This is a genomic window from Aminobacter sp. LjRoot7, from assembly GCF_964252895.1.
GTDB lineage: Bacteria > Pseudomonadota > Alphaproteobacteria > Rhizobiales > Rhizobiaceae > Aminobacter > Aminobacter aminovorans_B.
In genome coordinates this window covers 238,110-261,926 of the sequence record NZ_CAXUPX020000001.1, presented here as the reverse complement: position 1 = coordinate 261,926, position 23,817 = coordinate 238,110, and the positions used below count along the sequence as shown (strand labels likewise).

Annotated in this window: 26 protein-coding genes; 16 read left to right on the top strand and 10 right to left on the bottom strand. The window is 63.9% G+C overall.

Going from position 1 to position 23,817, the window contains the following annotated elements; all coding sequences use genetic code 11:
• Nucleotides 1-15: 15 nt before the first annotated feature.
• Nucleotides 16-588: a GNAT family N-acetyltransferase gene (locus ACSQ3E_RS01325; RefSeq protein ID WP_436121303.1), complete on the bottom strand. Its 573-nt coding sequence runs from the start codon at nt 586-588 to the stop codon at nt 16-18.
• On the bottom strand, nt 585-1,472 hold the full coding sequence (gene serB / locus ACSQ3E_RS01320; RefSeq protein ID WP_436121302.1) for a phosphoserine phosphatase SerB: 888 nt from the start codon (nt 1,470-1,472) through the stop codon (nt 585-587). The genes ACSQ3E_RS01325 and serB overlap by 4 nt, the downstream gene beginning before the upstream one ends.
• Here serB and miaA point away from each other — a divergent pair.
• Both miaA and ACSQ3E_RS01310 read left to right on the top strand, forming a co-directional pair.
• Complete coding sequence (gene miaA, locus ACSQ3E_RS01315; RefSeq protein WP_436121955.1) at nt 1,462-2,409, top strand: tRNA (adenosine(37)-N6)-dimethylallyltransferase MiaA; 948 nt, start codon at nt 1,462-1,464, stop codon at nt 2,407-2,409. The two genes, serB and miaA, sit on opposite strands and share 11 nt — an antisense overlap.
• Nucleotides 2,410-2,484: 75 nt before the next feature.
• Nucleotides 2,485-3,276, top strand: a complete 792-nt coding sequence (locus ACSQ3E_RS01310; RefSeq protein ID WP_310317313.1) for a GGDEF domain-containing protein — start codon at nt 2,485-2,487, stop codon at nt 3,274-3,276.
• 150 nt (nt 3,277-3,426) lie between these two features.
• Here ACSQ3E_RS01310 and ACSQ3E_RS01305 read toward each other — a convergent pair whose 3' ends face one another.
• Entirely contained in the window at nt 3,427-4,242 is an 816-nt protein-coding gene (locus ACSQ3E_RS01305; protein WP_436121301.1) for an alpha/beta fold hydrolase, read from the bottom strand.
• Nucleotides 4,243-4,460: 218 nt separating this feature from the next.
• Between ACSQ3E_RS01305 and ACSQ3E_RS01300 the strand changes: the two genes are divergently transcribed.
• Nucleotides 4,461-4,772, top strand: a complete 312-nt coding sequence (locus ACSQ3E_RS01300) for a hypothetical protein (RefSeq protein WP_310317320.1) — start codon at nt 4,461-4,463, stop codon at nt 4,770-4,772.
• A 78-nt stretch (nt 4,773-4,850) separates the two neighbouring features.
• On the opposite strand, the gene ACSQ3E_RS01295 is transcribed toward ACSQ3E_RS01300, so the two are convergent.
• A complete protein-coding gene (locus ACSQ3E_RS01295; protein ID WP_436121300.1) occupies nt 4,851-6,680 on the bottom strand; it encodes an ATP-binding protein in 1,830 nt (609 codons plus the stop codon).
• A 366-nt stretch (nt 6,681-7,046) separates the two neighbouring features.
• On the opposite strand from ACSQ3E_RS01295, the gene ACSQ3E_RS01290 reads away from it, so the two are divergent.
• From ACSQ3E_RS01290 to ACSQ3E_RS01275, 4 genes are all read left to right on the top strand, one after another.
• Nucleotides 7,047-8,831 (top strand): acetolactate synthase 3 large subunit, encoded by a 1,785-nt coding sequence (locus ACSQ3E_RS01290; RefSeq protein WP_310317325.1) that lies wholly within the window; start codon nt 7,047-7,049, stop codon nt 8,829-8,831.
• 76 nt (nt 8,832-8,907) lie between these two features.
• Nucleotides 8,908-9,480 (top strand): acetolactate synthase small subunit, encoded by a 573-nt coding sequence (gene ilvN / locus ACSQ3E_RS01285; RefSeq protein WP_115731472.1) that lies wholly within the window; start codon nt 8,908-8,910, stop codon nt 9,478-9,480.
• Between the two features lie 156 nt (nt 9,481-9,636).
• The gene (locus ACSQ3E_RS01280) at nt 9,637-10,356 is read left to right on the top strand and encodes a glycine-rich domain-containing protein (protein ID WP_436121299.1); all 720 of its coding nucleotides are present in this window, start codon (nt 9,637-9,639) and stop codon (nt 10,354-10,356) included.
• 119 nt (nt 10,357-10,475) lie between these two features.
• Nucleotides 10,476-11,072 (top strand): LysE family translocator, encoded by a 597-nt coding sequence (locus ACSQ3E_RS01275; protein ID WP_436121298.1) that lies wholly within the window; start codon nt 10,476-10,478, stop codon nt 11,070-11,072.
• On the opposite strand, the gene ACSQ3E_RS01270 is transcribed toward ACSQ3E_RS01275, so the two are convergent.
• Together ACSQ3E_RS01270 and ACSQ3E_RS01265 are read right to left on the bottom strand one after the other, a co-directional pair.
• Entirely contained in the window at nt 11,073-11,546 is a 474-nt protein-coding gene (locus ACSQ3E_RS01270; RefSeq protein WP_436121297.1) for a DUF2269 family protein, read from the bottom strand.
• Nucleotides 11,547-11,549: 3 nt separating this feature from the next.
• Complete coding sequence (locus ACSQ3E_RS01265; protein ID WP_436121296.1) at nt 11,550-12,824, bottom strand: SDR family oxidoreductase; 1,275 nt, start codon at nt 12,822-12,824, stop codon at nt 11,550-11,552.
• Nucleotides 12,825-12,922: 98 nt separating this feature from the next.
• Between ACSQ3E_RS01265 and nthA the strand changes: the two genes are divergently transcribed.
• The 4 genes from nthA (at nt 12,923) to ACSQ3E_RS01245 (ending at nt 15,085) form a co-directional block, all read left to right on the top strand.
• The gene (nthA, locus tag ACSQ3E_RS01260) at nt 12,923-13,540 is read left to right on the top strand and encodes a nitrile hydratase subunit alpha (RefSeq protein ID WP_436121295.1); all 618 of its coding nucleotides are present in this window, start codon (nt 12,923-12,925) and stop codon (nt 13,538-13,540) included.
• Entirely contained in the window at nt 13,537-14,196 is a 660-nt protein-coding gene (gene nthB / locus ACSQ3E_RS01255; RefSeq protein WP_436121294.1) for a nitrile hydratase subunit beta, read from the top strand. The genes nthA and nthB overlap by 4 nt, the downstream gene beginning before the upstream one ends.
• Nucleotides 14,183-14,545, top strand: a complete 363-nt coding sequence (locus ACSQ3E_RS01250) for a nitrile hydratase accessory protein (protein ID WP_436121293.1) — start codon at nt 14,183-14,185, stop codon at nt 14,543-14,545. The genes nthB and ACSQ3E_RS01250 overlap by 14 nt, the downstream gene beginning before the upstream one ends.
• Nucleotides 14,546-14,731: 186 nt before the next feature.
• Entirely contained in the window at nt 14,732-15,085 is a 354-nt protein-coding gene (locus ACSQ3E_RS01245) for a hypothetical protein (RefSeq protein WP_436121292.1), read from the top strand.
• Between the two features lie 44 nt (nt 15,086-15,129).
• On the opposite strand, the gene ACSQ3E_RS01240 is transcribed toward ACSQ3E_RS01245, so the two are convergent.
• Together ACSQ3E_RS01240 and ACSQ3E_RS01235 are read right to left on the bottom strand one after the other, a co-directional pair.
• On the bottom strand, nt 15,130-15,642 hold the full coding sequence (locus tag ACSQ3E_RS01240) for an N-acetyltransferase family protein (RefSeq protein ID WP_436121291.1): 513 nt from the start codon (nt 15,640-15,642) through the stop codon (nt 15,130-15,132).
• A gap of 181 nt (nt 15,643-15,823) precedes the next feature.
• Nucleotides 15,824-16,459 carry an ankyrin repeat domain-containing protein gene (locus ACSQ3E_RS01235; RefSeq protein ID WP_436121290.1) on the bottom strand — a complete coding sequence of 212 codons (636 nt, stop codon included), beginning with the start codon at nt 16,457-16,459 and terminating at the stop codon, nt 15,824-15,826.
• Nucleotides 16,460-16,646: 187 nt separating this feature from the next.
• On the opposite strand from ACSQ3E_RS01235, the gene ACSQ3E_RS01230 reads away from it, so the two are divergent.
• A complete protein-coding gene (locus ACSQ3E_RS01230) occupies nt 16,647-17,774 on the top strand; it encodes an ATP-dependent DNA helicase (protein ID WP_436121289.1) in 1,128 nt (375 codons plus the stop codon).
• 141 nt (nt 17,775-17,915) lie between these two features.
• Here the strand turns inward: ACSQ3E_RS01230 and ACSQ3E_RS01225 are convergent, their stop codons facing one another.
• Entirely contained in the window at nt 17,916-18,788 is an 873-nt protein-coding gene (locus tag ACSQ3E_RS01225; protein ID WP_436121288.1) for a hypothetical protein, read from the bottom strand.
• A 121-nt stretch (nt 18,789-18,909) separates the two neighbouring features.
• Between ACSQ3E_RS01225 and ACSQ3E_RS01220 the strand changes: the two genes are divergently transcribed.
• Nucleotides 18,910-19,113 carry a hypothetical protein gene (locus ACSQ3E_RS01220; RefSeq protein WP_436121287.1) on the top strand — a complete coding sequence of 68 codons (204 nt, stop codon included), beginning with the start codon at nt 18,910-18,912 and terminating at the stop codon, nt 19,111-19,113.
• Nucleotides 19,114-19,132: 19 nt separating this feature from the next.
• On the opposite strand, the gene ACSQ3E_RS01215 is transcribed toward ACSQ3E_RS01220, so the two are convergent.
• Entirely contained in the window at nt 19,133-19,537 is a 405-nt protein-coding gene (locus ACSQ3E_RS01215; protein WP_436121286.1) for an STAS/SEC14 domain-containing protein, read from the bottom strand.
• A gap of 121 nt (nt 19,538-19,658) precedes the next feature.
• Between ACSQ3E_RS01215 and ACSQ3E_RS01210 the strand changes: the two genes are divergently transcribed.
• The 3 genes from ACSQ3E_RS01210 to ACSQ3E_RS01200 all read left to right on the top strand — a co-directional run bounded on the left by ACSQ3E_RS01210 (nt 19,659) and on the right by ACSQ3E_RS01200 (nt 23,768).
• Nucleotides 19,659-20,399, top strand: coding sequence for a pyridoxine 5'-phosphate synthase (locus ACSQ3E_RS01210; protein ID WP_436121285.1), 741 nt, complete (start codon nt 19,659-19,661; stop codon nt 20,397-20,399).
• Nucleotides 20,400-20,513: 114 nt separating this feature from the next.
• Entirely contained in the window at nt 20,514-22,430 is a 1,917-nt protein-coding gene (locus tag ACSQ3E_RS01205; RefSeq protein WP_310317372.1) for a potassium transporter Kup, read from the top strand.
• A 75-nt stretch (nt 22,431-22,505) separates the two neighbouring features.
• Nucleotides 22,506-23,768 carry an FAD-dependent oxidoreductase gene (locus ACSQ3E_RS01200; RefSeq protein WP_436121284.1) on the top strand — a complete coding sequence of 421 codons (1,263 nt, stop codon included), beginning with the start codon at nt 22,506-22,508 and terminating at the stop codon, nt 23,766-23,768.
• The last annotated feature ends 49 nt before the right edge of the window (nt 23,769-23,817 follow it).

Sequence of the window (23,817 nt, the reverse complement as noted above, 5' to 3'; positions counted from 1 at the left end):
ACAACAAAAAGGCGGCTAGTTGGCCGCCTTTTTCCGTACTTGCCACTGGCTTCGGCTGAGGCTGTAGAAGACGTGGCGCTTGAGTTCCGGGTGCGTGCCGGGAACGCGCGGGTGGTCGAAGTCGCGGGACGGTTCGGCCTGCATGCCGAGGCGCTGCATGACTGCCGTCGAGCGGTGGTTGTTCCATACGGCGAAGGATACGACGTCGTCGTCGCCGATCGTCTCGAAGGCAAATGCGAGCCAGGCTTCCGCCGCCTCGGTGACGTAGCCCTTGCCCCAGAATTCGGGTGCGAGACGCCAGCCGATTTCCAAAGTGCCCTTTGGGATGTAGGGCTCGAGGTCGGTGTGCAGGAGGCCGACAAAGCCGATGCATTCGCCTGACGCGGCAATCTCGGCGGCGGCGAAGCCGAAGCCGTCGCGCTCGACGTTGCCGCGAAGCTTGTCGAAAAGTTCGTCGCTTTCGGCGCGGCTGCGGCGCATGCCGAAGAATTCCATCACCTGCTCGTCCGAATTGATGCGGTGGAACAGGGCGCGGTCGCGCTCTTCCCAGTTGCGCAGGATCAGGCGTTGGGTGCGGATTTCTTTCATCGCGTGAATTCGCGGGCGCTGTAGCCCTGGAGATAGAGCAGGGCGGTGAGGTCGGAATTGTCGATGCGGATCTTGGCCTCAGCGGCCACCGACGGCTTGGCGTGAAGGGCAACGCCCGAGCCGGCGAGGCGGATCATGTCGAGATCGTTGGCGCCGTCGCCGACGGCGATGGCATCGGCCGGCGTCAGGCCAAGGCGTGCGGCAATCTCGTTCAGCGCATCGGCCTTGGCGGCGCGGCCAAGGATCGGTTCGGACACCTTGCCGGTGAGCTTGCCGCCTACCTCGATCAGGTGGTTGGCGCGGTTCTCGTCGAAGCCAAGCTTGGCGGCGATGCGCGAGGTGAAGACGTCGAAGCCGCCGGAGACCAGTGCCGCATAGCCGCTATGCGCTTTCATGGTGGCGACCAGCGTCTTGCCGCCGGAGGTGAGCGTCAGCCTGGTGTCGATGATGCGGTCGATGACCGAGGCGTCGAGGCCGGCGAGCAGAGCGACGCGCTCGCGCAGCGCCGGCTCGAAGGCGATCTCGCCATTCATCGAGCGCGCGGTGATGTCGGCGACGCGGTCCTTGACGCCGATCTCGTCGGCGAGCTCGTCGATGCACTCCTGCTCGATCATCGTCGAATCCATGTCGGCGATGAGGATCTTTTTCCTACGTGTCGCGTTGTCCTGGATGGCGAAATCGATGGCTTCGCCGGAGAGCGTGGCGGCGAGCGCCGCATGGGCGTCCTCGGCCGAAAGTCCCTGTGGCAGCGTGATGTCGCAGGCAACCGCCTCGGCCAGCCACACAATGCCGCTTGCGCCGAGGGCGCGAGAGGCCTTATCGGCAAGGGACGGAGCCAGCAGAGCGCGGTCCGGATGGGAAATCAGCGTGGCGATCAGCGGCATTGAAAATTCCGGAATTAGCGAGGGGCGCATCAAGAACGCGACCCTGATAGCCGGGCCAACCGCCAGCGGCAAGTCGGCGTTGGCGCTCGAGCTCGCCGAGCGCGACGGCGGCGTCATCGTCAATGCCGATTCGATGCAGGTCTATGGCGTGCTCGACGTGCTGACGGCGCGGCCAGGTGCTGATGACCTGACACGCGTACGCCACTTCCTCTACGGCCATGTCTCGCCGGCGACCGCCTATTCGACCGGCAGCTGGCTGCGCGACGTTGCCGTTGTGGCCGACAGCGGCCTGTTTGCCGAGAAGCCGCCGATCTTCGTCGGCGGCACCGGGCTCTATTTCCGGGCGCTGGCCGAGGGCATTTCCGATATGCCCGACATTCCTGCCGAGATCCGCGATCGCTGGCGCTGGCGCCTCAACGAGGAGGGCGCGCCCCGGCTGCACCGCGTGCTGATGCACGTCGACAGCGAGGTGGCGATGCGGCTGAAAGCTAGCGATGGCCAGCGCATCGTCCGTGCCTTGGAGGTGCTGGAGGCGTCGGGCCGCTCGATCCTGAAATGGCAGGCCGACAAGGGCCATCCGCTGATCGACCTTGCCACGGCGCGTTTCATCGTCATCGAGCCGGAACGCGACCTTCTGATCAAGCGCATCGACCAGCGTTTCGACAGGATGATCGAGGCCGGCGCGCTGGACGAGGTCAAGGAAATCTTGGCGATGCGGCTTGCGCCCGAACTGCCGGCGATGAAGGCGATCGGCGTGCGCGAACTGGCGGCGGCCATGGCCGGCGAGATGAGCTTCGACGAGGCGATCGAACGCGCCAAAATCGCCACGCGGCAATATTCGAAGCGGCAATCGACGTGGTTCCGCAACCAGTTCGGGCCGGAATGGCAGCGGATCGGCGGCGAGGCCGGCCGGGCTTCCGATGGGGCTGATGCATAGGAAGTGCCGGCCTGGATTAACCGTCCGTAAGGCGCGACATGACATAACCCCAACTGGGGTTCCACTAGGATCATCATGCGCTTTCACCGGGCTGAAACCGCGTTTTTCATCTTCAGTGCGCTGATATTGTCGGCGGCGCTGGGGATTTTCTATGCCTGGAGCCAGATCCAGGGATCGGCCGATGCACTATACACGCCCGGCTGGGTTCAAAGTATCGAAGCGGTCGAGCGGTTGCTGTTCATGATCGCGCTGCTTTTGAGTGGAACGCTTGTCTACGGCGCATTCTTCATTTTCCCGCAGATCCGCACCCAGGTGAAGGAAGGCGGCGAACTGCGCGAGATGACGGCGTCGCTGAGCGAGCGTTCGCGCACCCTTGAACAGGCGGCACTCACCGACGGCCTGACCGGAATGCAGAACCGGCGCTATTTCGACGATGCGCTGAGGGAATATCTCGGCGAGTTCCGCCGCATCGACAGGCCCGTCGGGCTGATGATCCTCGACCTCGACCACTTCAAGCAGGTGAACGACACCTACGGACACGACGCTGGCGACGAGGTTCTGCGCTCGGTCGCCAAGTGCCTCAAGAGCATGACCAGGTATCACGACGTGGTGGCGCGGCTCGGCGGCGAGGAATTCGCCATCGTCGCGCCCAACATGGACATCGAGCTCTTGCAGCGCTTCGCCGAGCGCATGCGCAAGGCGATCGCCGGCATGGCGATCGAGGCGGGCGGCGCCCAGCTCAACGTGACCTCGAGCTTCGGCCTTGCCTTGTGGGATCGCGAGGAAACCGCCGAAGAATTCTACCGCCGCGCCGACAAGCAGCTCTACGAAGCCAAGCGCCAGGGCCGCAACCGCGTCTGCGCGTGAATTCCTATCGCTGAATTCGTGATGCCGGTCGCCTGATGCGGTTTTCTCCGCTGCTCACGGACTTGTTGTCCGCTCCGCTCCGGTTCTCGAAACTCACGCCATTCGGCACGGCCTGACGAATTCCCCGATAGCAATAGGCGCAGTGAGCCGTCAGAGAAAATTATCCAGGCTCGCCAGGAAACGTTTCGGCGCTTCCAACTGTGGCATGTGGCCGACATCGGGGATCGTTTCGAAACCTGCCTGCGGCATGAGGGCGTGAAGGGCTTTCGCCCGCTCAAGCGGGATCCAGGGATCGTCTTCTCCCCAGATGATCTTCGCCGGGCAGCGCAGCTTTCCGAACAGGGGTTCTATCTCTGCCGTGTAATGCTCGTCGGCCTGGGCAAACTGCCTGTAAAAGCTGGCGGCTCCGTCGTCCGTCAACCATGGCTCGACCAGGCCGTAGATGTCGTCGTCGGCGACAGCGCCGACCAGTGCGCCCCTGATGTAGGCCTCCACCAGCGCCCGGTGGATATGGGCGGGCAACCCCTGGAAGGCCTCGACATGCCTGCCCATGTGATCGAAGAATGCCGAGCCCCAGGGGCGCATCGCCACGACGTTCATCAGGACGTAGCGGTCGTAGTCGCAGCCAAGCAGAAGATGCGCGCGCAAGGTGGTGGCGCCACCGAAATCGTGGGCAATGACCGACGGGCGCACGAGCCGCCAGTGGGCGAGCATCTCGGCGAAAATTTCGCCCTGGACATCGAGCGAAGTCCGCTGCGCGGCAGCTTTGTCCGATCGCCCGTAGCCTGGCATGTCGTACCAATGCACCCGGTATCGCCGCGCCAGATCAGGGATGACCCGGTGCCAGGAGAAGGACGACCAAGGCCAGCCATGCGCGAGCACGAGGTCGGGGCCATCGCCGGCGCGGCCGGCGCTGATGCGGCCAGCGCTTGTCGAGACCGTTTCGGAGAGTGTCCATTCGCCCATGCGCTTTCTCCACGGTGTGCCGAGCTTTCATGGTTGCGGCTGCGGCGGCAGATGTCATGGCTCAGCGCCGGATGGCGACTGCGCCAGACTGCGACGGAATTCACCTGTCATTGGGGGTTGGCTTGAACTTGACGCTGGACGTCCTCGCCGAACGACGCAACACTGATCTTGCTGCCGGCCGAATGGCGGCGGCGCTTCAGGGCAGAGGAGGATGACGAATGGACGATTCAGACCGGTGGCGAAACATGGCGAGCGCGCCAAAGGACGGCAGCCGGATCCTGGTCACCGTGCGGCCGTCCGAACAGGGGCCGGCGGAGGTTGACGTGGCCTACTGGGCCCGGCCCGACGCATTCGGCATCGAAGGCTGGCGCGCCGGCGATTCCTATCCGGGTTGCATCATCGGCTATGCCGATCCGGAGCTGAAGTGCTGGATGCCACTGCCGAGAGCCAATCTGAGTAAGAATTCGCCCGAGATGCCGACACCCTGGGAGGGCGAGGACGAGGAACAGCTGGACGGTTCCGGCATCTGAAGGCTTGCAGACAGTCAGCGGCGTGTGGCTGTCGGCCAGCGCGGTTGTCAGATTTGGCTCGAGAAGCTGTGAGCCAGCCTAACCCTGCGGCGGGCGGCCGCCGAAGGTCGAGGGGCGCAGGCCGAAGCGGGTGTCGAAATCATCGTCCGGCTGCGGCCTTGCGGCGGCCGGCTTGCGATAGTCGGTGTCGCCGGCCTGGCGCTGGACATCGACTATCTCGGCAAAGCCGAGCGCCGCGGCCTGCGGCTTGGGAACGTTGCGCAGGCGCTCGACAACGGCGGCCAGGTCGACGTCGTCGCCATTGCCCGTCGGCGCCTCGGTTGCCCGCTTGCCTGTGCCGGGGATGAGCTCGTCCGACAGCTTTTCGAATTTCAGCCGCATGGTGGTGGCAACACCCTCGCCGAAGGCGATGGCCTCGCGCTGGCCCATCGACGACAGGAAGGACAGCGTCGAGGCCGAGGAATCGGCGATGGCCGAGCGGATGATCGCCTGGTCCTGCTCGTTGGCGAGGCGCATGGCGAAAACAGTCGAGCATTGCGACAGGATGGTTGGGTCGAGCTCGCCTGGACGCTGGGTGACGACGCCGAGATAGCAGCCATATTTGCGGCCTTCTTTGGCGATGCGCGACAGCGCATGCCGGGTCGGCGCAAAGCCGAGGCGGTGGTCGGCGGGCATGTAGCGGTGGGCTTCCTCGCACAGCAGAAGCAGCTTGAGGCGGCCTTCGCTCCACAGCGCCAGGTCGAAGGCGAGGCGGGCGAGCACCGAACAGACCGAATTGACGACCTCCGAGGGCATGCCGGCCATTTCGAAGCAGGTGACCGGGCGGCCATGTGTCGGCACGCGGAAGATGTTGCCGATCGTCTCGTGGATGGTGTCCTCGATCAGCCTGGAATGGAACATGAAGCGGTAGCGTGGGTCGGCAAGGGCTGACTCGATGCGGGTGCGCAGCGATTTCAGGATCGGCCGCTCGTTCTTCGATTCGAGCAGGCCCATGCGTTCGTCGATCTGCTTGATAAGGTCGGCGATGCGGTAGGGCACTGGCGTGTCGGCGGTCAGCGCGTCGACGCCACGGCGCAGGAAGGCGCCGCCTTGCGGGCTGCGGTAGAGATTCTTGGCGACGGGGATGAGGTCGCGCAGCACATCGATCTCGTCGGCGTCTGTTTCGCGGCCGCGAAACAGCACTTCGGAGAATTCCTCGAGGCGGAACAGCCAGAACGGCAGATCGAGCGAGTTGGTGTCGACCTTGACGCAATATTCGGGCAGCGACGCCGCGAATTCGTTGTGCGGGTCCATGATCAGCACGCGCAGGTCCGGTCGGGCGCCGATTGCCTTGCGCAGCAGAAGCGAGACGGCGGTCGACTTGCCGACGCCTGTCGTGCCGACGACGGCGAAATGGCGGGCGAGCGTCTCGTCGATGGCGATGCAGGCGTCGATGGTGTCGTCCTGCGACAGCTGGCCGATGGTGACGGTGCGGCGGCCGGCAAGGTCGTAGACCGCCTGCAGGTCGCGGCTGCGGATGCGGTGGGCGATGGCGCCGATATGAGGATAGACGGTGATGCCACGGTCGAACACCGGGTGCTTGTCGGCGCCGACGTCACGGACCTCGCCGATCAGCTCGACATTGACCTCGATGGGGTTGTCGCCTTCGCTGCTCCACGAGCGGTCGGACTTGGCGATGGAATAGACGAGGCCGATGGTGCGGGTTTCGCCGAGATTGATGCAGATCATGCGGCCGACGGTCCACAGGCCGCTCGCTTCCGCGATACCACCTTCGGCATAGGCGCTGATGACCGCGCGGGCGCCATCGCACTGGACGACGTGGCCAAGGATGCGGGCATCGTCCTGCTTGGGGTCGCGCCTTTCCTGGGAGGTGTTTTCGCCTCCGCCGACCTGACGTTCAACATACATCGACATCATTTCCCCATTCCCTGTGCGAGAGCCTAGCGCGGCGCAGTTAAGGTCGGGTGATGGTGGATGGTGTAGCGAACGTTAAGGCATTCGTTCGGATGCAACTGATCGAGGGTGCCATGACGTTGCGGAAAATTTGCCGTGGCCCGGTTGACAGCGCGGCGTCCTGCGCACTAACGTCCGCGCCCATGAACAAGACACTCATTCTCGTAGTAGGACTGCGCGTGGGCAAGGCGGTGTAACCGCCGGGCGAAATCCCCCCATGCGCAGATGTGAAGGCTCCCTCGGGGGCCTTTTTTATTGCCCGAAACAGGACTAAACGAGCAGCAACCGCCGAGAACGGCGAAGGAAAGACGGGACGGACCGATGAGCGGACATAGTGACAGCGGACGACGCGAAATGACCGGCGCCGAAATGGTGGTGCAGGCGCTGAAGGACAATGGCGTCAAGCACCTCTTCGGCTATCCCGGCGGCGCCGTCCTTCCGATCTATGACGAGCTGTTCCAGCAGGACGACGTCCAGCACATTCTGGTGCGCCACGAGCAGGGCGCGGGCCACGCGGCCGAAGGCTATGCACGCTCGACCGGCAAGCCCGGCGTGATGCTGGTGACCTCGGGTCCTGGTGCCACCAATGCAGTGACCCCGCTGCAAGACGCGTTGATGGATTCGATCCCGCTGGTCTGCATCACCGGCCAGGTGCCGACCTCGCTGATCGGCTCCGACGCCTTCCAGGAATGCGACACCATTGGCATCACCCGGCCGTGCACAAAGCACAACTGGCTGGTGAAGGACGTCAACGACCTGGCTCGCATCCTGCATGAGGCGTTCCATGTCGCCACCACCGGCCGTCCCGGCCCGGTCGTGGTCGACATCCCGAAGGACGTGCAGTTTGCCAAGGGCATCTACACGCCGCCGCAGACCGCGCCGCGCACCTCCTACCAGCCCAAGGTCCAGGGCGACCTGGAGAAGATCAAGGAAGCGGTTGCGCTGATGGCCACCGCCAAGCGGCCGATCATCTATTCCGGCGGCGGCGTGGTCAATTCCGGCGCGGAAGCCAGCCACCTGCTGCGCGAACTGGTCGATCTGACCGGATTCCCGATCACCTCGACGCTGATGGGCCTCGGCGCCTATCCGGCATCGGGCAAGAACTGGCTCGGCATGCTCGGCATGCACGGCAGCTACGAAGCAAACATGGCGATGCATGACTGCGACGTCATGGTCTGCATCGGCGCGCGCTTCGACGACCGCATCACCGGCCGCCTCAATGCGTTCTCGCCGAATTCGAAGAAGATCCACATCGACATCGACCCGTCGTCGATCAACAAGAACGTGCGCGCCGACGTGCCGATCCTGGGCGATGTCGGCCGCGTGCTGGAAGACATGGTCAGGTTGTGGCGGGCGACCGCCAAGGCGGACAAGAAGACGCTGTATCCGTGGTGGGAGCAGATCGCCAAGTGGCGCGCTCGCGACAGCTATGCTTACAAGCACAACAGCGACGTGATCATGCCGCAATACGCGATCCAGCGGCTGTATGAGAACACCAAGCACCTCGACACCTACATCACGACAGAGGTCGGCCAGCACCAGATGTGGGCAGCCCAGCACTACGGCTTCGAAAAGCCGAACCGCTGGATGACCTCGGGCGGCCTGGGCACGATGGGCTACGGCCTGCCGGCGGCATTCGGCGTGCAGATCGCGCATCCTGAATCGCTGGTCATCGACATCGCCGGCGACGCTTCGGTGCAGATGTGCATCCAGGAGATGAGTGCGGCACTTCAGTACAATGCGCCGATCAAGGTGTTCATCCTCAACAACTCCTACATGGGCATGGTGCGCCAGTGGCAGCAGCTGCTGCACGGCAACCGCCTGTCACATTCCTACACCGAGGCGATGCCCGACTTCGTCAAGCTGGCGGAGGCTTATGGCGGCCACGGCATCCGTTGCGACAAGCCGGACGAGCTCGACGACGCGATCAAGGAGATGATCTCGGTGAAGAAGGCGGTGATCTTCGATTGCCGCGTGGCAACGCTCGCCAATTGCTTCCCGATGATCCCGTCGGGCAAGGCGCATAACGAGATGCTGCTGCCCGACGAGGCGACCGACGAGGCAGTGGCCAACGCCATCGACGCCAAGGGCCGCGAACTGGTGTGACGGACCGCGTGCGGCCTTCGGGGAAGGCCGCACAATCAACGAGTTGGCGCAACCGCCTGAGATCGAGATTCATCTTATGAACGCACAGCTACAGCCCACCGGTTCGGCCTATTTTATCGCCAAGGAAACCGAGAAGCCGGAAAACCACACGCTATCGGTGCTGGTCGACAACGAACCGGGCGTGCTTGCCCGCGTCATCGGCCTGTTTTCCGGCCGCGGCTACAACATCGAGAGCCTGACCGTCTCGGAGACGGAACATGAGAAGCACCTGTCGCGCATCACCATCGTGACGCGCGGCACCCCGCACGTGCTCGAACAGATCAAGCACCAGCTCGAGCGCATCGTGCCGGTGCACCGCGTCGTCGACCTGACGGTCACCGCACAGGAACTGGGTACCGGTGGCGCGCTGGAGCGCGAACTGGCGCTGGTCAAGGTTTCTGGCACCGGCGACGCCCGCGTCGAGGCGCTGCGCCTTGCCGACGCCTTCCGCGCCAAGGTGATCGACGCCAACACCGAACACTTCATCTTCGAGCTGACCGGCAAGGTGTCGAAGATCGAGCAGTTCATCGCGATCATGAAGCCGCTCGGCCTCGTCGAGGTCTGCCGCACCGGCGTGGCGGCGATGAACCGCGGCCCGCAGGGAATGTGACGGCAGGGCGCGGCCTCGGCCGACGCCCTATCTGCCGGCCCCGCAATTGTTGTAGCGGGGCCAGCCGTTGGCAGCCTCTGGTTGCCTAGGGGTGATTGCAAGAACGTCCGGGCGGTGTAGGTTCCGGGCGTTCAAGTTCAACGCCCCCGGCTCAAGATGAATGACCTGACCGACCCGGACCTCTGGAACAAGATCGCTAGTTACGACTTCGACGATCCGCGAGCCGAAGCTCCGTTCTCAGTGCGGCTGGCCCGGGAGAATGGCTGGACGCCAGGGCGTGCGAAGGCGGCGATCGATCAATACAGGCGCTTCATCTATCTGGTCTGTATTTCGGATGGCATGCTCAGCCCGTCGCCTGATGTCGACAAGGTCTGGCACCTGCACCTGACCTATACCAAGGACTACTGGAAGCGCTTCTGCGACGAGACGTTGGGGCAGGAGGTGCATCACTATCCGAGCCAAGGGGCGGAGGAGAGCCAGGTGCCGCTGCGCGATGCCTACGCCAGGACGCTTGAATTTCTGACCGACGAGTTCGGCGAGACCCCCGATGCCGCTTTGTGGCCCAGCGTGGACGCCGGGAAACGGCCGCTCGCGACCGGGGCGCTCGGACTAGGATCCGCGGTCCTGCCTGCGGCGGAGATCAGCTTCGGGATCGCCCTGGTGCTGGTCGTGATTACGGTTTCGCTGCTCTGGAGCAGTGGGATGATCGGAAAAGAGATTGGAGTGGGCCTGTGCGTGGCAGGCTTCATCGCGGCGATTTCGCTCCTGCCAATCAGACGCAGGCGGCGCCGCCGGTCTAAGGCCGGCGATAGCGGTTGCGGCGCTGGTGGCAGCAGTAGCGGAGATGGCGACGGTGGCGGCTGCGGCGGCGATTGAGTACCGCCACCGCAGCGTTCCGGCCGGTCTGGCTTAGCGCTTGTGCGTCGCTGGATCGTTGTTGAATCTTTTAAATAAGGTCAGTAATACTGACATAAAATTACCCGAGGGAGGGATCGATGACCTACGACGCATTCCTTGCACTGCTGGTCTATGCGTTCGTGACCTCGATCACGCCGGGACCGAACAATTTCATGCTGCTGGCCTCTGGGGTGAATTTCGGCTTCGTACGCACGGTCCCGCACATGCTGGGCATCGGCTTCGGCTTCCTGTCGCTGCTGCTTGGCGTCGGCTTCGGGCTGGGCGCGCTTCTGACGGCTTTTCCAGCGCTGCATCTGGTGCTCAAGATCGCCGGCGGGGCCTATCTGCTCTATCTTGCCTGGCGCATCGCCATGTCGCGTTCGCTCGGCAAGGACGGCGAGAGCAAGGGCCAGCCAATGACGTTTCTCGAGGCGTCGGCGTTCCAGTGGATCAACCCGAAGGCCTGGGTGATGGCAGTCACCGCGATGGCGCTCTACACCAGCACCGAAGCGCCGTTCCTGTCGGTGCTGATCATCTCGGGCGCCTTTGCCGTGGTGAACGTGCCGAGCGTGTCGTGCTGGGCCGGCTTCGGCATGGCGCTGCGTGGTTTCCTCGCCGATCCGGTGCGGCTGAAATGGTTCAACATTGCCATGGGCGTGCTTTTGGCAGCCACGCTGTGGCCGATGCTGAAATAGTCAGAACAATTCGATCGCCGGCCGGGTGAGCATCAGCCAGAAGATGGCAATGACGCTGAAGAACGCCGGGAAGCCGCAGGCGAACCAGATGCGGTAGAGCCTGAAATAGCGCGCCGGCAGCGCCTTGCCGGTGGCGGCCGCGGAGCGGGCGAGGTTGCGCAGCTCGATCTGGATGAAGACGACTGGCAGCCAGAACAGCCCGGTCAGCACATAGAGCGCGAGCGACAGGACTATCCAGCGCTCGGTGAGCGGCCAGCCAACTTCGTGTGCCAGCCAGGCGCCGGTGACGGGCTGCAGGATGACTGCGGTGGCGGTGAAGACCGTGTCGGCGATGACCACCGTGCCGGCGACATGGGCGATGGTTGCGGGATCGCGGGTGCGGTAGGCCATGACCATGAAGAAGGCGATGCCTGCTCCGGTGCCGAACAGTACGGCAGCACCGAGGACGTGGGCGAGGCGGAGAAGCTCTTCCATCGTTCAACGCTCGTCCAGTATGGCAAGCGCCACCAGCGCCAGCACAATCGATGGCAGCACCTTGACCAGCGGACCGAGCGGATCGGCCCAGAGGCCGGGCGCAAGCACCGTGGCCGATGCGAGATAGGCGAGCGACAGCGCGATCATGCTGGCCAGTGCCGGTTTGGCGTAACGGCGGACAGCCACGCCTATGCCAAGCGCGATGTCGGCGAGGCTGGTGACCAGGGTGATGGCATAAGCGAGCGCAACAGGCGCGCCGGCGGCGGCAAGATGCGCCGAGGAAGCGTCGAAACGCAGCAAGGCGATGATGCCGGACAGCAGCCAGAACAGGCAAAGCGTGCCGAATACCAGCGGCTTGAGCAGATAGAGCCGGGCGAACCACAAGTCCTGGATGCTGGCGGGATTTGATGCCAGCGTTTGGTCGAGGGAACGGAGGTTGCGGCCGGAGCTCGCAGCATGGCCTGCAACACCGCCTGCGGCGACCTCGAGCGCCGTCGAGCGCAAGGGCGATCGCCAGCCGAGCCGGCCGAGCAGATCGGCGCAACCGGAGGCGATCCTGGCACAGATTGCGGGCAGGGTGAGCACGGGTGCTGGCGGCAGGCCGAGCCATTGGCGGTGGCGGGCGACGGCTTGCGCGAGCGTCATTGTCTGAGTTGCTGCCAGATCGAGATCGCTGCCGGCGGGGATTAAGCCCGACAAGGCATCGGCGATGGCACAGGCGACGTCGTCAAGCGAGACGAACTGCATGCGGCTGTCGGCGAAGACCAGCGGCGTGACAAGCGGAAAGGCGGCGAGCGCCCGCAGCAGGGCCGAGCAGCCATGCGCGGCGCGCCCGATGACAATTGCTGGGCGCAGGATGACGAAAGCGAGGTCCGAGGCGCGAAGAGCAGCGTCGGCCCGCCGCTTGGTGGCGAAGAAGGGGCTGTCTGCCGCGACGTCGTCGGTGCGCGCCGATATCTGGACGACGAGACGTGGTGAGGCGACCTGGTAAAGAGCGTTCATGGCGTTGAACTGCACAGCAGTGACGTCGTCGCGCGGGCCGTCCTGCAGCACGCCGGCGCAATTGACGACCGCATCGATGCCTTGAAGCAGCGGACGCCAGTCCTCGGGGCGCGACAGCTGTGCGATGTCGGCCTTGACCCAGTCGATATCAGGCTGGCGGCGGGCGGCAATTTCGGTGTCTCGCGCCAGCGCCACGACCGAATGCCCGCGCGCCGCAAGCGACCTTGCCACCGCCGCCCCGATGAAGCCGTTGCCGCCGAGAATCAGAACCCGCATGGCGGGACGATAGCGAGCTTCGAGGCGGCACCGCAAACGGCTGCTGGCCCAAGCCGAGGATGCTTGCGTGGCAGGGTGCACACGCATAGCCTCCTGATATGTCTCACGATCATGACCACGACCACCATCACGACAACGAACTCGACCCGATGGCCGCGCGCGTGCGGGCGTTGGAGACCATCCTGACCAAAAAGGGCCTGATCGACCCTGCGGCGATCGACGTCATCGTCGATACCTACGAGACCAAGATCGGCCCGCGAAATGGCGCGCGCGTGGTGGCCAAGGCGTGGTCCGATCCCCAATTCGCCGACTGGTTGAAGCGCGACGCTACCGCTGCCATCGCCTCGCTTGGCTATACCGGGCGGCAGGGCGAGCACATGCAGGCGGTGTTCAACACCGACGAGACGCACAACCTTGTCGTCTGCACTCTGTGCTCCTGCTACCCGTGGTCGGTGCTGGGCCTGCCGCCGGTCTGGTACAAGGCGCCGCCCTATCGTAGCCGGGCGGTGATCGACCCGCGCGGCGTACTGGCGGAGTTCGGGGTGACGCTGGCGGACGACAGGAAGGTCAGGGTCTGGGATTCGACCGCCGAGCTGCGCTATCTCGTCGTGCCGCAGCGACCCACAGGCACCGATGGCTGGAGCGAGGAAAAGCTCGCCGATCTGGTGACGCGCGATTCGATGATCGGCACCGGCCTGGCGCGGGAGGCCGCATGAACGGACCGCACGATCTCGGCGGGCAGATGGGGTTCGGCCCGGTGGCACCCGAGAAGGACGAACCCTATTTCCACGCCGAATGGGAAAAGCGCGCGCTTGGCGTGACGCTGACGGCGGGCGCCATGGGCGCCTGGAACATCGACGAGAGCCGGCACGCACGGGAGTCGCTCCATCCTGCTGACTACTATGCATCGAGCTATTACGAGATCTGGATCAAGGCGCTGGAGACGCTGCTCAATCGCCACAACTTTGTCACGGCAAATGATCTCACGGCGGGCGATGCGGTCGATCCTTCGGCGATGCCCAAGAGAGTGCTGAAAGCGGAGAACGTGCCGGCGACCCTTGCCAAGGGCGGGCCCTGCGACCGGCCGGTGGATGGGGCGGCGCGGTTTGCGGTCGGCCAGCGCGTGCGTACGAGGAATTTTCACCCGACTGGCCACACCCGCCTGCCGCGTTACGCCCGCGGCAAGGAGGGCGTGATCGACGCGGTGCGCGACGGTTTTGTCTTCCCCGACAGCAACGCGCCCGGCCAGGGCGAGAACCCGCAACGGGTCTACACCGTGGTGTTTTCCGGTGGCGAATTGTGGGGCGACGGCGCCGACCCGACGCTCACCGTCAGCATCGATGCCTGGGAGAGCTACCTTGAGCCGGCATGAGGCAGGGATTCCGGTCGGGACAGGGGCACTCGATGCGCCTGTCTTCGCCGAGCCGTGGCAGGCTGAGGCCTTTGCCATGGTGGTGGCACTACATGAGCGCGGCCTGTTCAGCTGGGCGGAGTGGGCCGAGAGGCTGTCGGCGGAGGTGAAGCGTCCGGAGGCCGCAACCGACGGTAGCGACTATTACGAGCGCTGGCTGGCCGCACTTGAGAGGCTGCTCGCGGAAAAGGGGGTTGCCGGCCACGACGAGGTCGACGCAGTCGCCGCCGCCTGGGAGCGGGCCGCGCACGCCACGCCGCATGGCGAGCCGATCCTGCTGGAGAATGATCCGGAAGCGGCCTTGATCTAAAGAGTCTGGCTGCTTGCGCCAAGAATTAGAGGTCTTGTATATCTCACGCTTGTCGAACTATGCTTCCTCAGGGCAATGGGGCGTGTATTTTATGCGAAGTTATGCAGTTGTGTCGTCGGTTTTACTGGCGACCGTGCTGATTGCCGGGTGTGTCTCCAATACGCTCGCGGGTTCCTCCACCCCGGAATGGATGGGCCAAAGCCAAATGGCTTCACCTTAGCCTGGACCGAGAAGACGGGGCCGTCCAAGCCGGTGATCATTTTTCAGACCACTTCGATCGACGCCAATTGCACGCCTCAGGGTGTTCCTGATGTCACGGTGGTTTCAGGGCCTTCGAATGGCAAGGTCACGTTCCGAAAGATGCAGATACTTCCGAACGTTACAAAAAAGAGCAAATGTTACTGGGTGAAGGTTCCGGGCGTTAAGGCGTTCTACACGCCAAACCCGAGATTCGTCGGCAAGGACGAGGTCAGGCTGCGCACCAGGCTGATCGAAGGTGGCTACGGGATCAGCAACGTCACCATCGAAGTGGGGAAATAGCGCCTCGTCGCTGCCTGGCACGCGTGGAACTTGGCTACTTTGCCCTAGAGCGGCCGGCACATGCGGTGCACAATGTGGGTTTTCAGGCCGGCTTTGAAATCCGGGATGCTTTGGACCAAGTGAAAGCCCTCGCGCTCCCAAAAGGCGCGGCCGCGGGTGTTTTCATCGAGCACGGCGATCAGAAGCCGTGTCGCTTTGCGGGCCCGTGCGGTTGCGGTCAGATGGTCGAGGAAAGTGCGGCCGAGGCCCATGCCACGGCAGTTCTGATCGATCAGCAGCAGCCCGATATAGGCGTCGTCGGTTTCAGGGTAGCCGAAGGCCATGTCGGCGATCGCGACAAGCGCTCCACCTGATATGAACATGCCGAGCTTGCAGGATGCGGCGAGATCGCTGCCTGGCGGACAGTCGGTGAAGAACTCTGCCACCATAGTGTCCGAAGGCTCCGTGCCTGATTCCAGCATGACGAAGTCGGCTGCGCGATCATAGAGGTCGCGCACTGAGGAAGCGTCGGCTTGGCTCAGCGGTCGGATTTGAAGGGTTTCAGGATCTGTCTGCAAGGCACGCGCTTTCTTCGATCCTGAGCGGCGTAATGGCAGTCCGACGCAAACTTAATGGCAAGGCCGTGCAAACTGACAGGCCAGCCGCTGGCTCGGAACGAGCCATCTCAATGGGTGTGACGCTCATTTGGGTGTCATTGATGGCGCCTGCCTGGCGCGAGGCGAGCGGGTAGGACAGTGCTCAATTGCCGTCGAAGAACTTGCAGATAGCTGCCTCCAGTTTTTCTATGAACGGTTGATCGTGGCTGCTGCCGGCCCAGATCAGGGCATTCAGCCTGATGTCCTTGTTGAGGAAGTTCAGTTTACCTGTGGCCAGCAGATACTCCGCGATCGCATAGTGACGGCCCTTGATCGCCTCGATGAGGGCGTTGTTTCGCCCGCTCTTGTCGGTGGCGTTGACATCCGCACCGCGCTCCACGAGCAGCCTGACGACATTGAGATGACCGTTCTTCGCGGCTTCGATGAGGGCCGTCCTGCCGTAATACTCCGCCTTTGCATTGATGTCCGCTTGCGGGTGTCCGACGATGGCGAGAATGCACGCGTAGTGGCCCCTGGCGGAGGCCAAGCTCAGCGGCGTGCTCTTCCATCTGTTCCTGCAATTCACATCGATGTCCGGGTGGCCGAGCAGGGCTTCGACCATCGAGGCATGGGCATTGAGGGCTGACAGGTGAAGTGCCGACCAGCCGTCGTCGTCGGACTGATTGACATCGGCGCCAGCCGCAAGCTCGGCTTGGGCGGCGGCCGCGTCGCCGCACTCTGCCGCCACCAGCAGGGCAGGCCAGGCAATGGCCTCATCGCTTCGCAGGCTTCTGGTCACTGCAGCCGCCCTCCCGGAGATGCTCTCGCCAGGATACCACAACTTGCCTGGTTCCTTGCAGTCGGCTGATGAACAAGGGTTTCCTTTCTGGGGAAGACGGCACCTGATTGGGCCAGCTTGTCAGCTTATGTGGCGCTTCGAGACGCAATCCCTTGCCCTTGCGGCGCGAATCCTGTCAGTCGAAACGATGGATTTTTCACCTCAGCAAGACGAAGCGCTGCAGGCCGTGGCGCGCTGGCTCAAGTCCGGAAGGCCGCAGATATTCCGGTTGTTCGGTTATGCCGGCACCGGCAAGACGACGCTTGCGCGCTATTTCGCCGAGCATGTCGACGGCCAGGTGCAGTTCGCCGCCTTCACCGGCAAGGCAGCGCAGGTGCTGCGCTCGAAGGGGGCCACCAACGCCCGCACGATCCATTCGCTGATCTACCGGCCGAAGGGCGAGGAGGCGATCGCCGACGAGCAGACCGGCAAGACTTCGATGTCGCCGACGTTTTCGCTCAACCGCCAGAGCCCTATCTCCAAGGCCAAGCTCGTCGTTATCGACGAATGCTCGATGGTCGATGAGCAGCTCGGGCGTGACCTTCTGACCTTCGGCACGCCAGTGCTGGTGCTGGGCGACCCCGCACAGCTGCCACCGATCTCGGGTGGCGGCTTCTTCACCGAGCACGAACCGGATTTCCTGCTTACCGAGATCCACCGACAGGCGCGCGACAACCCGATCCTTAGGCTGGCGCTCGACGTGCGCGAGGGCCGCGAGTTCATGCGCGGCGACTATGGCGCCGCGCAGGTGATCGGCAAGGAAGACGTCACCCAGGATCTGGTGCTCGACGCCGACCAGGTGCTTGTCGGCACCAACCGGACGCGCAAGCGCTACAACCAGCGGCTGCGCGAGCTCAAGGGTTTCACGGCAGGTTATCCGCAGGCCGGCGACAAGCTTGTCTGCCTGCGCAACGATCCGGCCAAGGGACTGCTCAATGGCTCGTTGTGGAAGGTGATGACCTCGTCGCGCGAGACGGTGAAGCCGGGCATCAATCTGCTGGTAGCACCCGAAGAGGACGATCCCGATCGCGGCGTTGCCAAGATCAAGCTGCTGAAGCAGACCTTCGAGAACCCCGACGAGGAGATCCCGTGGGGCACCAAGAAGCGCTACGACGATTTCGACTATGGCTACGCGCTGACGGTGCACAAGGCGCAGGGCTCGCAGTGGAACAATGTCGTGCTGTTCGACGAGAGCTGGGCGTTCAAGGACACGCGCCAGCGCTGGCTCTATACGGCGATCACCCGTGCGGCTGAACGGCTGACTATCGTGCGCTAGCGAAGCCTGCTGGGGCGGCCGGCAAGCGACCCATACCTGCTCCCGATGTTCAGGCGTGCAAGCAAACGCTCCGAACCGGTTCTAGAAAAGTCTAGGTTGTTGGCTCGGCCTGACTTGAGGCCGAGCAGCCTCTGCTTGCCTTTAGGCCACGATCTCGAACAGCACGGCGGTTGCGTCGTCCGAAACCTTGAAGCGCGGGAACTGCTGGCCGTCGGGATCCTCGACCCGTTCGATGTGGCGAAGCTCCTGCAGGAGCGGAGCAAGGCCGGTGCTTGCGGCTGCGCGGACGAGGTCAGCGACGTCATAGCGGCCATACTGGTCGGCGAGGGCTGCGAAGCCGTCGGAGCACAAAAGGCCCATGGCCGGCAGGGAAACGTCGAGCTGCTCGGACGCGAGATGATCGGCGGCGGCGGGCTCGATACCGAGCGTCCAGATCGAGCCACCCGGCTGGTTGTAGGCGGCGCGGCGGCGGCGCAGCTCGTCGCGCACGACGGGTTCGTCGGCAAGTGCCTGGTGCGTTGCAAAGCCGCCGGACTGGGCAATCGCCCTGCGGGCGCCGTCGCGCTCGTTGGCGTAGGCGGCCTTGATGGCAGAAGTTTCGACCACCTTGCCGTCGGCGTCGACCAGGAACAGGCGGCAATCGCCGAGGCCGTGGGTGACCAGCCGGTCGCCTTCTACATGAACCATCTGGAAGCTTGCAATCGGCAGGTTCCAGGCCTCGATCGGCAAGGCGTGGGCTGCCTCGTGCACAACATTGGCGGCGCGCTGGTTGAGCTCGCGCACGACCTCGGCGACCGGACGGCCGTTGCGGACCAGCTCTTCAAAGGTGCTCTGGGCAAAACGGGCCAGCCAGGCGGCATCGGAGCCGTGCAGGCCGACGATGCTGGTGCCGCCGAGGCCGGTGGCGCCGTCGATGACGAAGGCGCAACTGGCGTTGCCGCCGGCGCTGTCTTCGTTCGGACGCGAGGGAGAGCCCGGGTCGGTGATCGAATCGATGATGCGGATGTTTGGCATGATGATCGCTGTGTGGCGCGGCCCGATGACCGGAGTGTGACCGCGGCGAGATGTGTGATGGCTGCAGTTTGCACAGTCCGTAGCAGATTGTCAGGTCAGGCAACCGAACCTTTGTTGGTCCATGACAGTCTTTCAACAGGTCGCCAGTCTCGGTCCGAATTGCAGCGCAAAATTCCATATCCGGAGGATTTTCGGCGAGCGCATCTCGCGACGGGGCGTGCTCGACTGGCGGGTGACGCCGGTTCCTGCAATTGCCGGGTACATGCGGCGCGATTTCAACGGCATATTGGAGTGGGTCGTCTGCGCAGGAATGTCCACTATCTGAAACCACGCTCCAGGACGGCCTAGCCTGCGTCGGCCGGTTTCGCGCCGAGCCATTTCCACGCCTTGGCTTCGTCGGCATCAGCGAAGTGTTTCGTTTCGATCGAGGTGAGAGGCGCGAACAGGCCGACGACAGGGCCCATCCAGGCCGGGCCGCCGACAAGCGCGTAGCGGCGGATATGATGCAACGCCTTCCATTTGCCCTTGAAGGTCAAGGGATCGAACAGCGCCGACCAGTCGAACCCGTCATAACCGGTCGCGCGCAGCAGGACGTCGATCTTGTCGTGACCTTCATAGGCGGCGTCGAGCAGGCCATAGGCGTTTTCGATGTCGGCCTGGGTGAAATGGCCGACGATCTCGAAGGCAAAGACCTCCGGGTTGTCGGTGTCGATGCGCCGGAACGGCGGTGGAGCATCCATGGATTTCATCGGCGTGTCCTCGTTGGTGCGGCGTGGTGGCCGCATCGACACTGGAACACATAAAAGCGCTCTCTGTTCCCGCCCAAGCCGTGATAGGTGGCGTGGGTGTCGCTTTTGCTGAGAGTTGCCGATGCCTGCCAAGCTGTCCGTGAACGTCAATGCCATCGCCATGCTGCGCAACCGCCGCGATCTGCCGTGGCCGAGCGTCACCGGCCTGGGGCGCATCGCACTTGCCGCCGGTGCGCACGGGCTGACCGTGCATCCGCGCCCGGACCAGCGCCATGTCCGCTTTACCGATGTGCCTGAAATCAGGGCACTGATCGACGATGAGTTTCCCAAGGCGGAATTCAACATCGAAGGTTATCCGAGCGAGGATTTTCTCGAACTGGTCGAGAAGCATCAGCCGGAACAGGTGACGTTGGTGCCGGACGATCCGTCGCAGGCGACCTCCGACCATGGCTGGGACTTTGCCGGACAGGCGAGCCTGCTCAAGCCGGTGGTGGCGCGTCTCAAGAAGGGCGGCTTCAGGGTTTCGCTGTTTTCCGATGCCGATCCCGCCGGGATGACTGCCGCGCGTGATACGGGTGCTGACCGCATCGAGCTGTTCACCGGGCCGTACGGTGCCTGCTTCGATGATTCGGTAAAGGCTGCCAAGGAATTGGAAAAGCTGGCAAAAACCGCCGAGGCGGCACTTGCTATGGGCCTCGCCGTCAATGCCGGGCATGACCTTGTCGTCGACAACCTGCCGCTGTTGATGAAGCGCATTCCGAAACTTGCGGAAGTTTCGATTGGCCACGGGCTGACGGCCGATGCACTGGAGCATGGCATGGCCGGTACGATTAAGCGCTATCTCAAGGCGTGCGGGTGGTAATATCCGTGTTAGCCATGCATTGCCTGCATCGGCTGAACATTAGCTGCCGCAAAACAGCGGTTGCTTTTGCGGCGCAGCAAGCGTAGAGCCCCGCGGCTTCACGGAGAGTCGTTCATGACCGATGCCGGCGCTGACAAGGCGGGAACAAGCGGGCAGGCGGTCCAGACGGACGGCCATTCCCACGACATAAGGATTCTCGTCCTGGGTGCACTGGGTGTCGTCTTCGGCGACATCGGCACGAGCCCGATCTACGCGTTCCGCGAGGCGCTTGTGGCGTCGGCCGGCGGCCAGGTCGCATCGCGCGAGGATATTCTCGGCGTTTTGTCGCTCATCATCTGGGCACTGACCATCATCGTCACTGTCAAATACGTCATGTTCGTGCTTCGGGCGCACAACCGGGGCGAGGGCGGCACGCTGTCGCTGATGGCGCTGGCACGGCGTAGCCTGCCCAAGCGCTCCGGCATAATCCTGGCGCTTGGCATGGTCGGCGCCTCACTGTTTTATGGCGACGCGGTGATTACGCCGGCGATCTCAGTGCTTTCGGCTGTCGAGGGTATGAATGTCGTCACGCCCGCATTCCAGCCCTATGTAGTGCCGCTGACGCTGGTAATTCTGGCGGTGCTGTTTTCGGTGCAGCGCTTCGGCACCGGCAGCGTGGCGGTTGTGTTCGGCCCGATCACGCTGGTCTGGTTCCTGGCCATCGGCTACTCCGGCATCGTCCACATCGCTGACGACCCCGAAATCCTTCTGGCGGTGAACCCGATCTACATCGTCCAGTTCCTGGTCAACCAGCCCGAGGTGTCGTTCGTCACGATCGGCGCCATCTTCCTGGCCGTGACCGGTGCCGAAGCGCTCTACGCCGATCTCGGTCATTTCGGCCGCCGGCCGATCGTGCTGGCCTGGCTGTGCATCGTCTTCCCGTGCCTGCTGCTCAACTATGTCGGCCAGGGCGCGTTCGTGCTCAGCCACAATGGCACCGTTGGCCATCCGTTCTTCGAGATGAACGAGGGCTGGATGCTGATCCCGATGGTGGTGCTGGCAACGGCCGCCACCGTCATCGCCAGCCAGGCTGTCATCACCGGCGCCTATTCGCTGACGCGCCAGGCCGTGCAACTCAACATGCTGCCGCGCCTTGTCATCCAGCACACGTCGGAGACGACGCTGGGACAGATCTACATGCCGCGCGTCAACATGCTGCTGGCGCTGGTGGTGATGCTTCTGGTCGTTGGCTTTGGCGAATCGAGCAAGCTGGCCGCCGCCTATGGCATCTCGGTCACCGGCAACATGCTGGTGACGACGCTGCTGCTTTCGGTGGTCATGCTGCGCATCTGGCGCTGGCGGGTTGCCGCCGTCGTGGTGGCGACGCTGGTTTTCGGCCTGATCGACATCGGCTTCTTCGCCTCCAACATCGTCAAGGTCTTCGAGGGTGGTTGGGCGTCGCTGGCGGTCGCGTTCTCGATCGTGCTGATCATGTGGACCTGGGTGCGCGGCAGCCGCTATCTGTTCGACAAGACACGCAAGAACGAGATTCCGCTCGACTTCCTGGCCGGCAACCTGATCAAGAAGAAGCCGCAGCTGGTGCCTGGTACCGCAGTGTTCCTGACCAGCGATCCCGACAGCGCGCCGACTGCGCTGATGCACAGCCTTAAGCACTACAAGGTGCTGCACGAGCAAAACGTCATCCTTTCGGTGGTGACGGCCCAGCAGCCCATCGTGCCTGACAGCGAACGGGTCAAGATGGAGCAGGTCAACGAGCTGTTCATGCGGGTGAAGCTGAAATTCGGCTACATGGAGCAGCCGAACATTCCCAAGGCGCTGGCCATCTGCCGCAAGCAGGGCTGGAAGTTCGACATCATGACGACCTCGTTCTTCCTGTCGCGGCGCTCGCTGAAGGCGTCGCCAAACTCCGGCATGCCGTTGTGGCAGGACAGGCTGTTCATCGGCTTGGCGCGCACGGCGGCGGATGCGACCGAGTATTTCCAGATACCGACGGGCCGTGTGGTCGAGGTCGGTACGCAGGTGTCGATCTGACGCCGGCGCGAGGCAAAAAGTAGCATTGCCAATGCAAGTTCCGTCCATGAACCTGCGTCGTGGACGGAAGGGCAGATGAGCGCTCGCAAACTTCACATCGCAATCGCCGGCGCTGGCCCGGCAGGGCTGGCAGCGGCGCTGTATCTCAAGCGCGACGGGCACCGGGTCACCGTCTATGAGCGCTTCGCCGAGCCGAAGCCACTAGGCTCCGGGCTGATCCTGCAGCCGACGGGACTTTCGGTGCTCGCCGATCTTGGCCTGTTGGACGAAATCTCACATCTTGGAAGCCGAATCGACCGGCTGCACGGGACCGACGCCGAGAGCGGGCGCACCGTGCTCGACGTGCGCTACGATGCGCGGCCGGGCGGGCGGTACGGCCTAGCGGTGCACCGAGCCGCCTTGTTCGGCGTGCTCTACCGGGCTGTGTTGCGTGAAGGCATCGAGATCGTCACAGGTGCCGAGCTGGATGCCGTGTCGTTGGGCGAACAGACGCGGCTCGTCGATGCCGCAGGGCGGGAGCTTGGATCGTTCGACCTCGTCATCGACGCCACCGGCGCAAGGTCGAAGCTGCGCCGCAGTGTCGGCCTCGCGGGCGAGCCGAGACAACTGGCCTATGGCGCGTTCTGGGCGTCGCTGGACTGGCAAGGCGCAGGATTCGACGAACATTCGCTGACTCAGCGCTATCGCCGTGCCAGCGTGATGATCGGGGTGCTGCCGATCGGCCGTGCTGCGCCGGATGGGCGCAAGATGGCGGCGTTCTTCTGGAGCCTGAAGCCGGCCGATGCCGAACGCGTGCAGGCCCAGGGGCTGGCCGCCTGGAAGGCCGAGGTGGCGAGGCTTTGGCCGGAATGCCAAGCCTATCTCGACCAGATCGAGGATTTCGATCAGCTGACGCTGGCCCGTTATGGCCACCACACGCTGGCGCAACCTGCGGCGCGGGGCTTTGCCGTCATCGGCGACGCAGCGCATTCGACCAGCCCGCAACTGGGGCAGGGCGCCAACATGGCCTTGCTCGATGCTGCCGCACTGGCGCACGCCTTGCGGCGGACAAGCGACATGGATGCAGCACTTGCGGCCTATGTGCGTGCGCGGCGCTGGCACGTCAGGCTGTTCCAGGCGCTGTCGCTGGCCTTCACGCCGTTCTACCAGTCGGATTCGGTGCTGCTGCCGTTCCTGCGCGACCGGCTGGTGGCGACGGTCGCCAAGCTGCCGCCGGCGCCGCAGCTGCTGGCGTTGATCGTTGCCGGTACGCTGATCGATCCGTTTGCGCCGGCTGGCCTCACGGAGGCCGATTGGACCGAATGCGGCGACGAAAGGCCTGCCCGGATCCCTGCTTGAGCCGGGCTGCGGTTGTGTCTACCTTGCGTCACATTCAACCGAGGGGCGT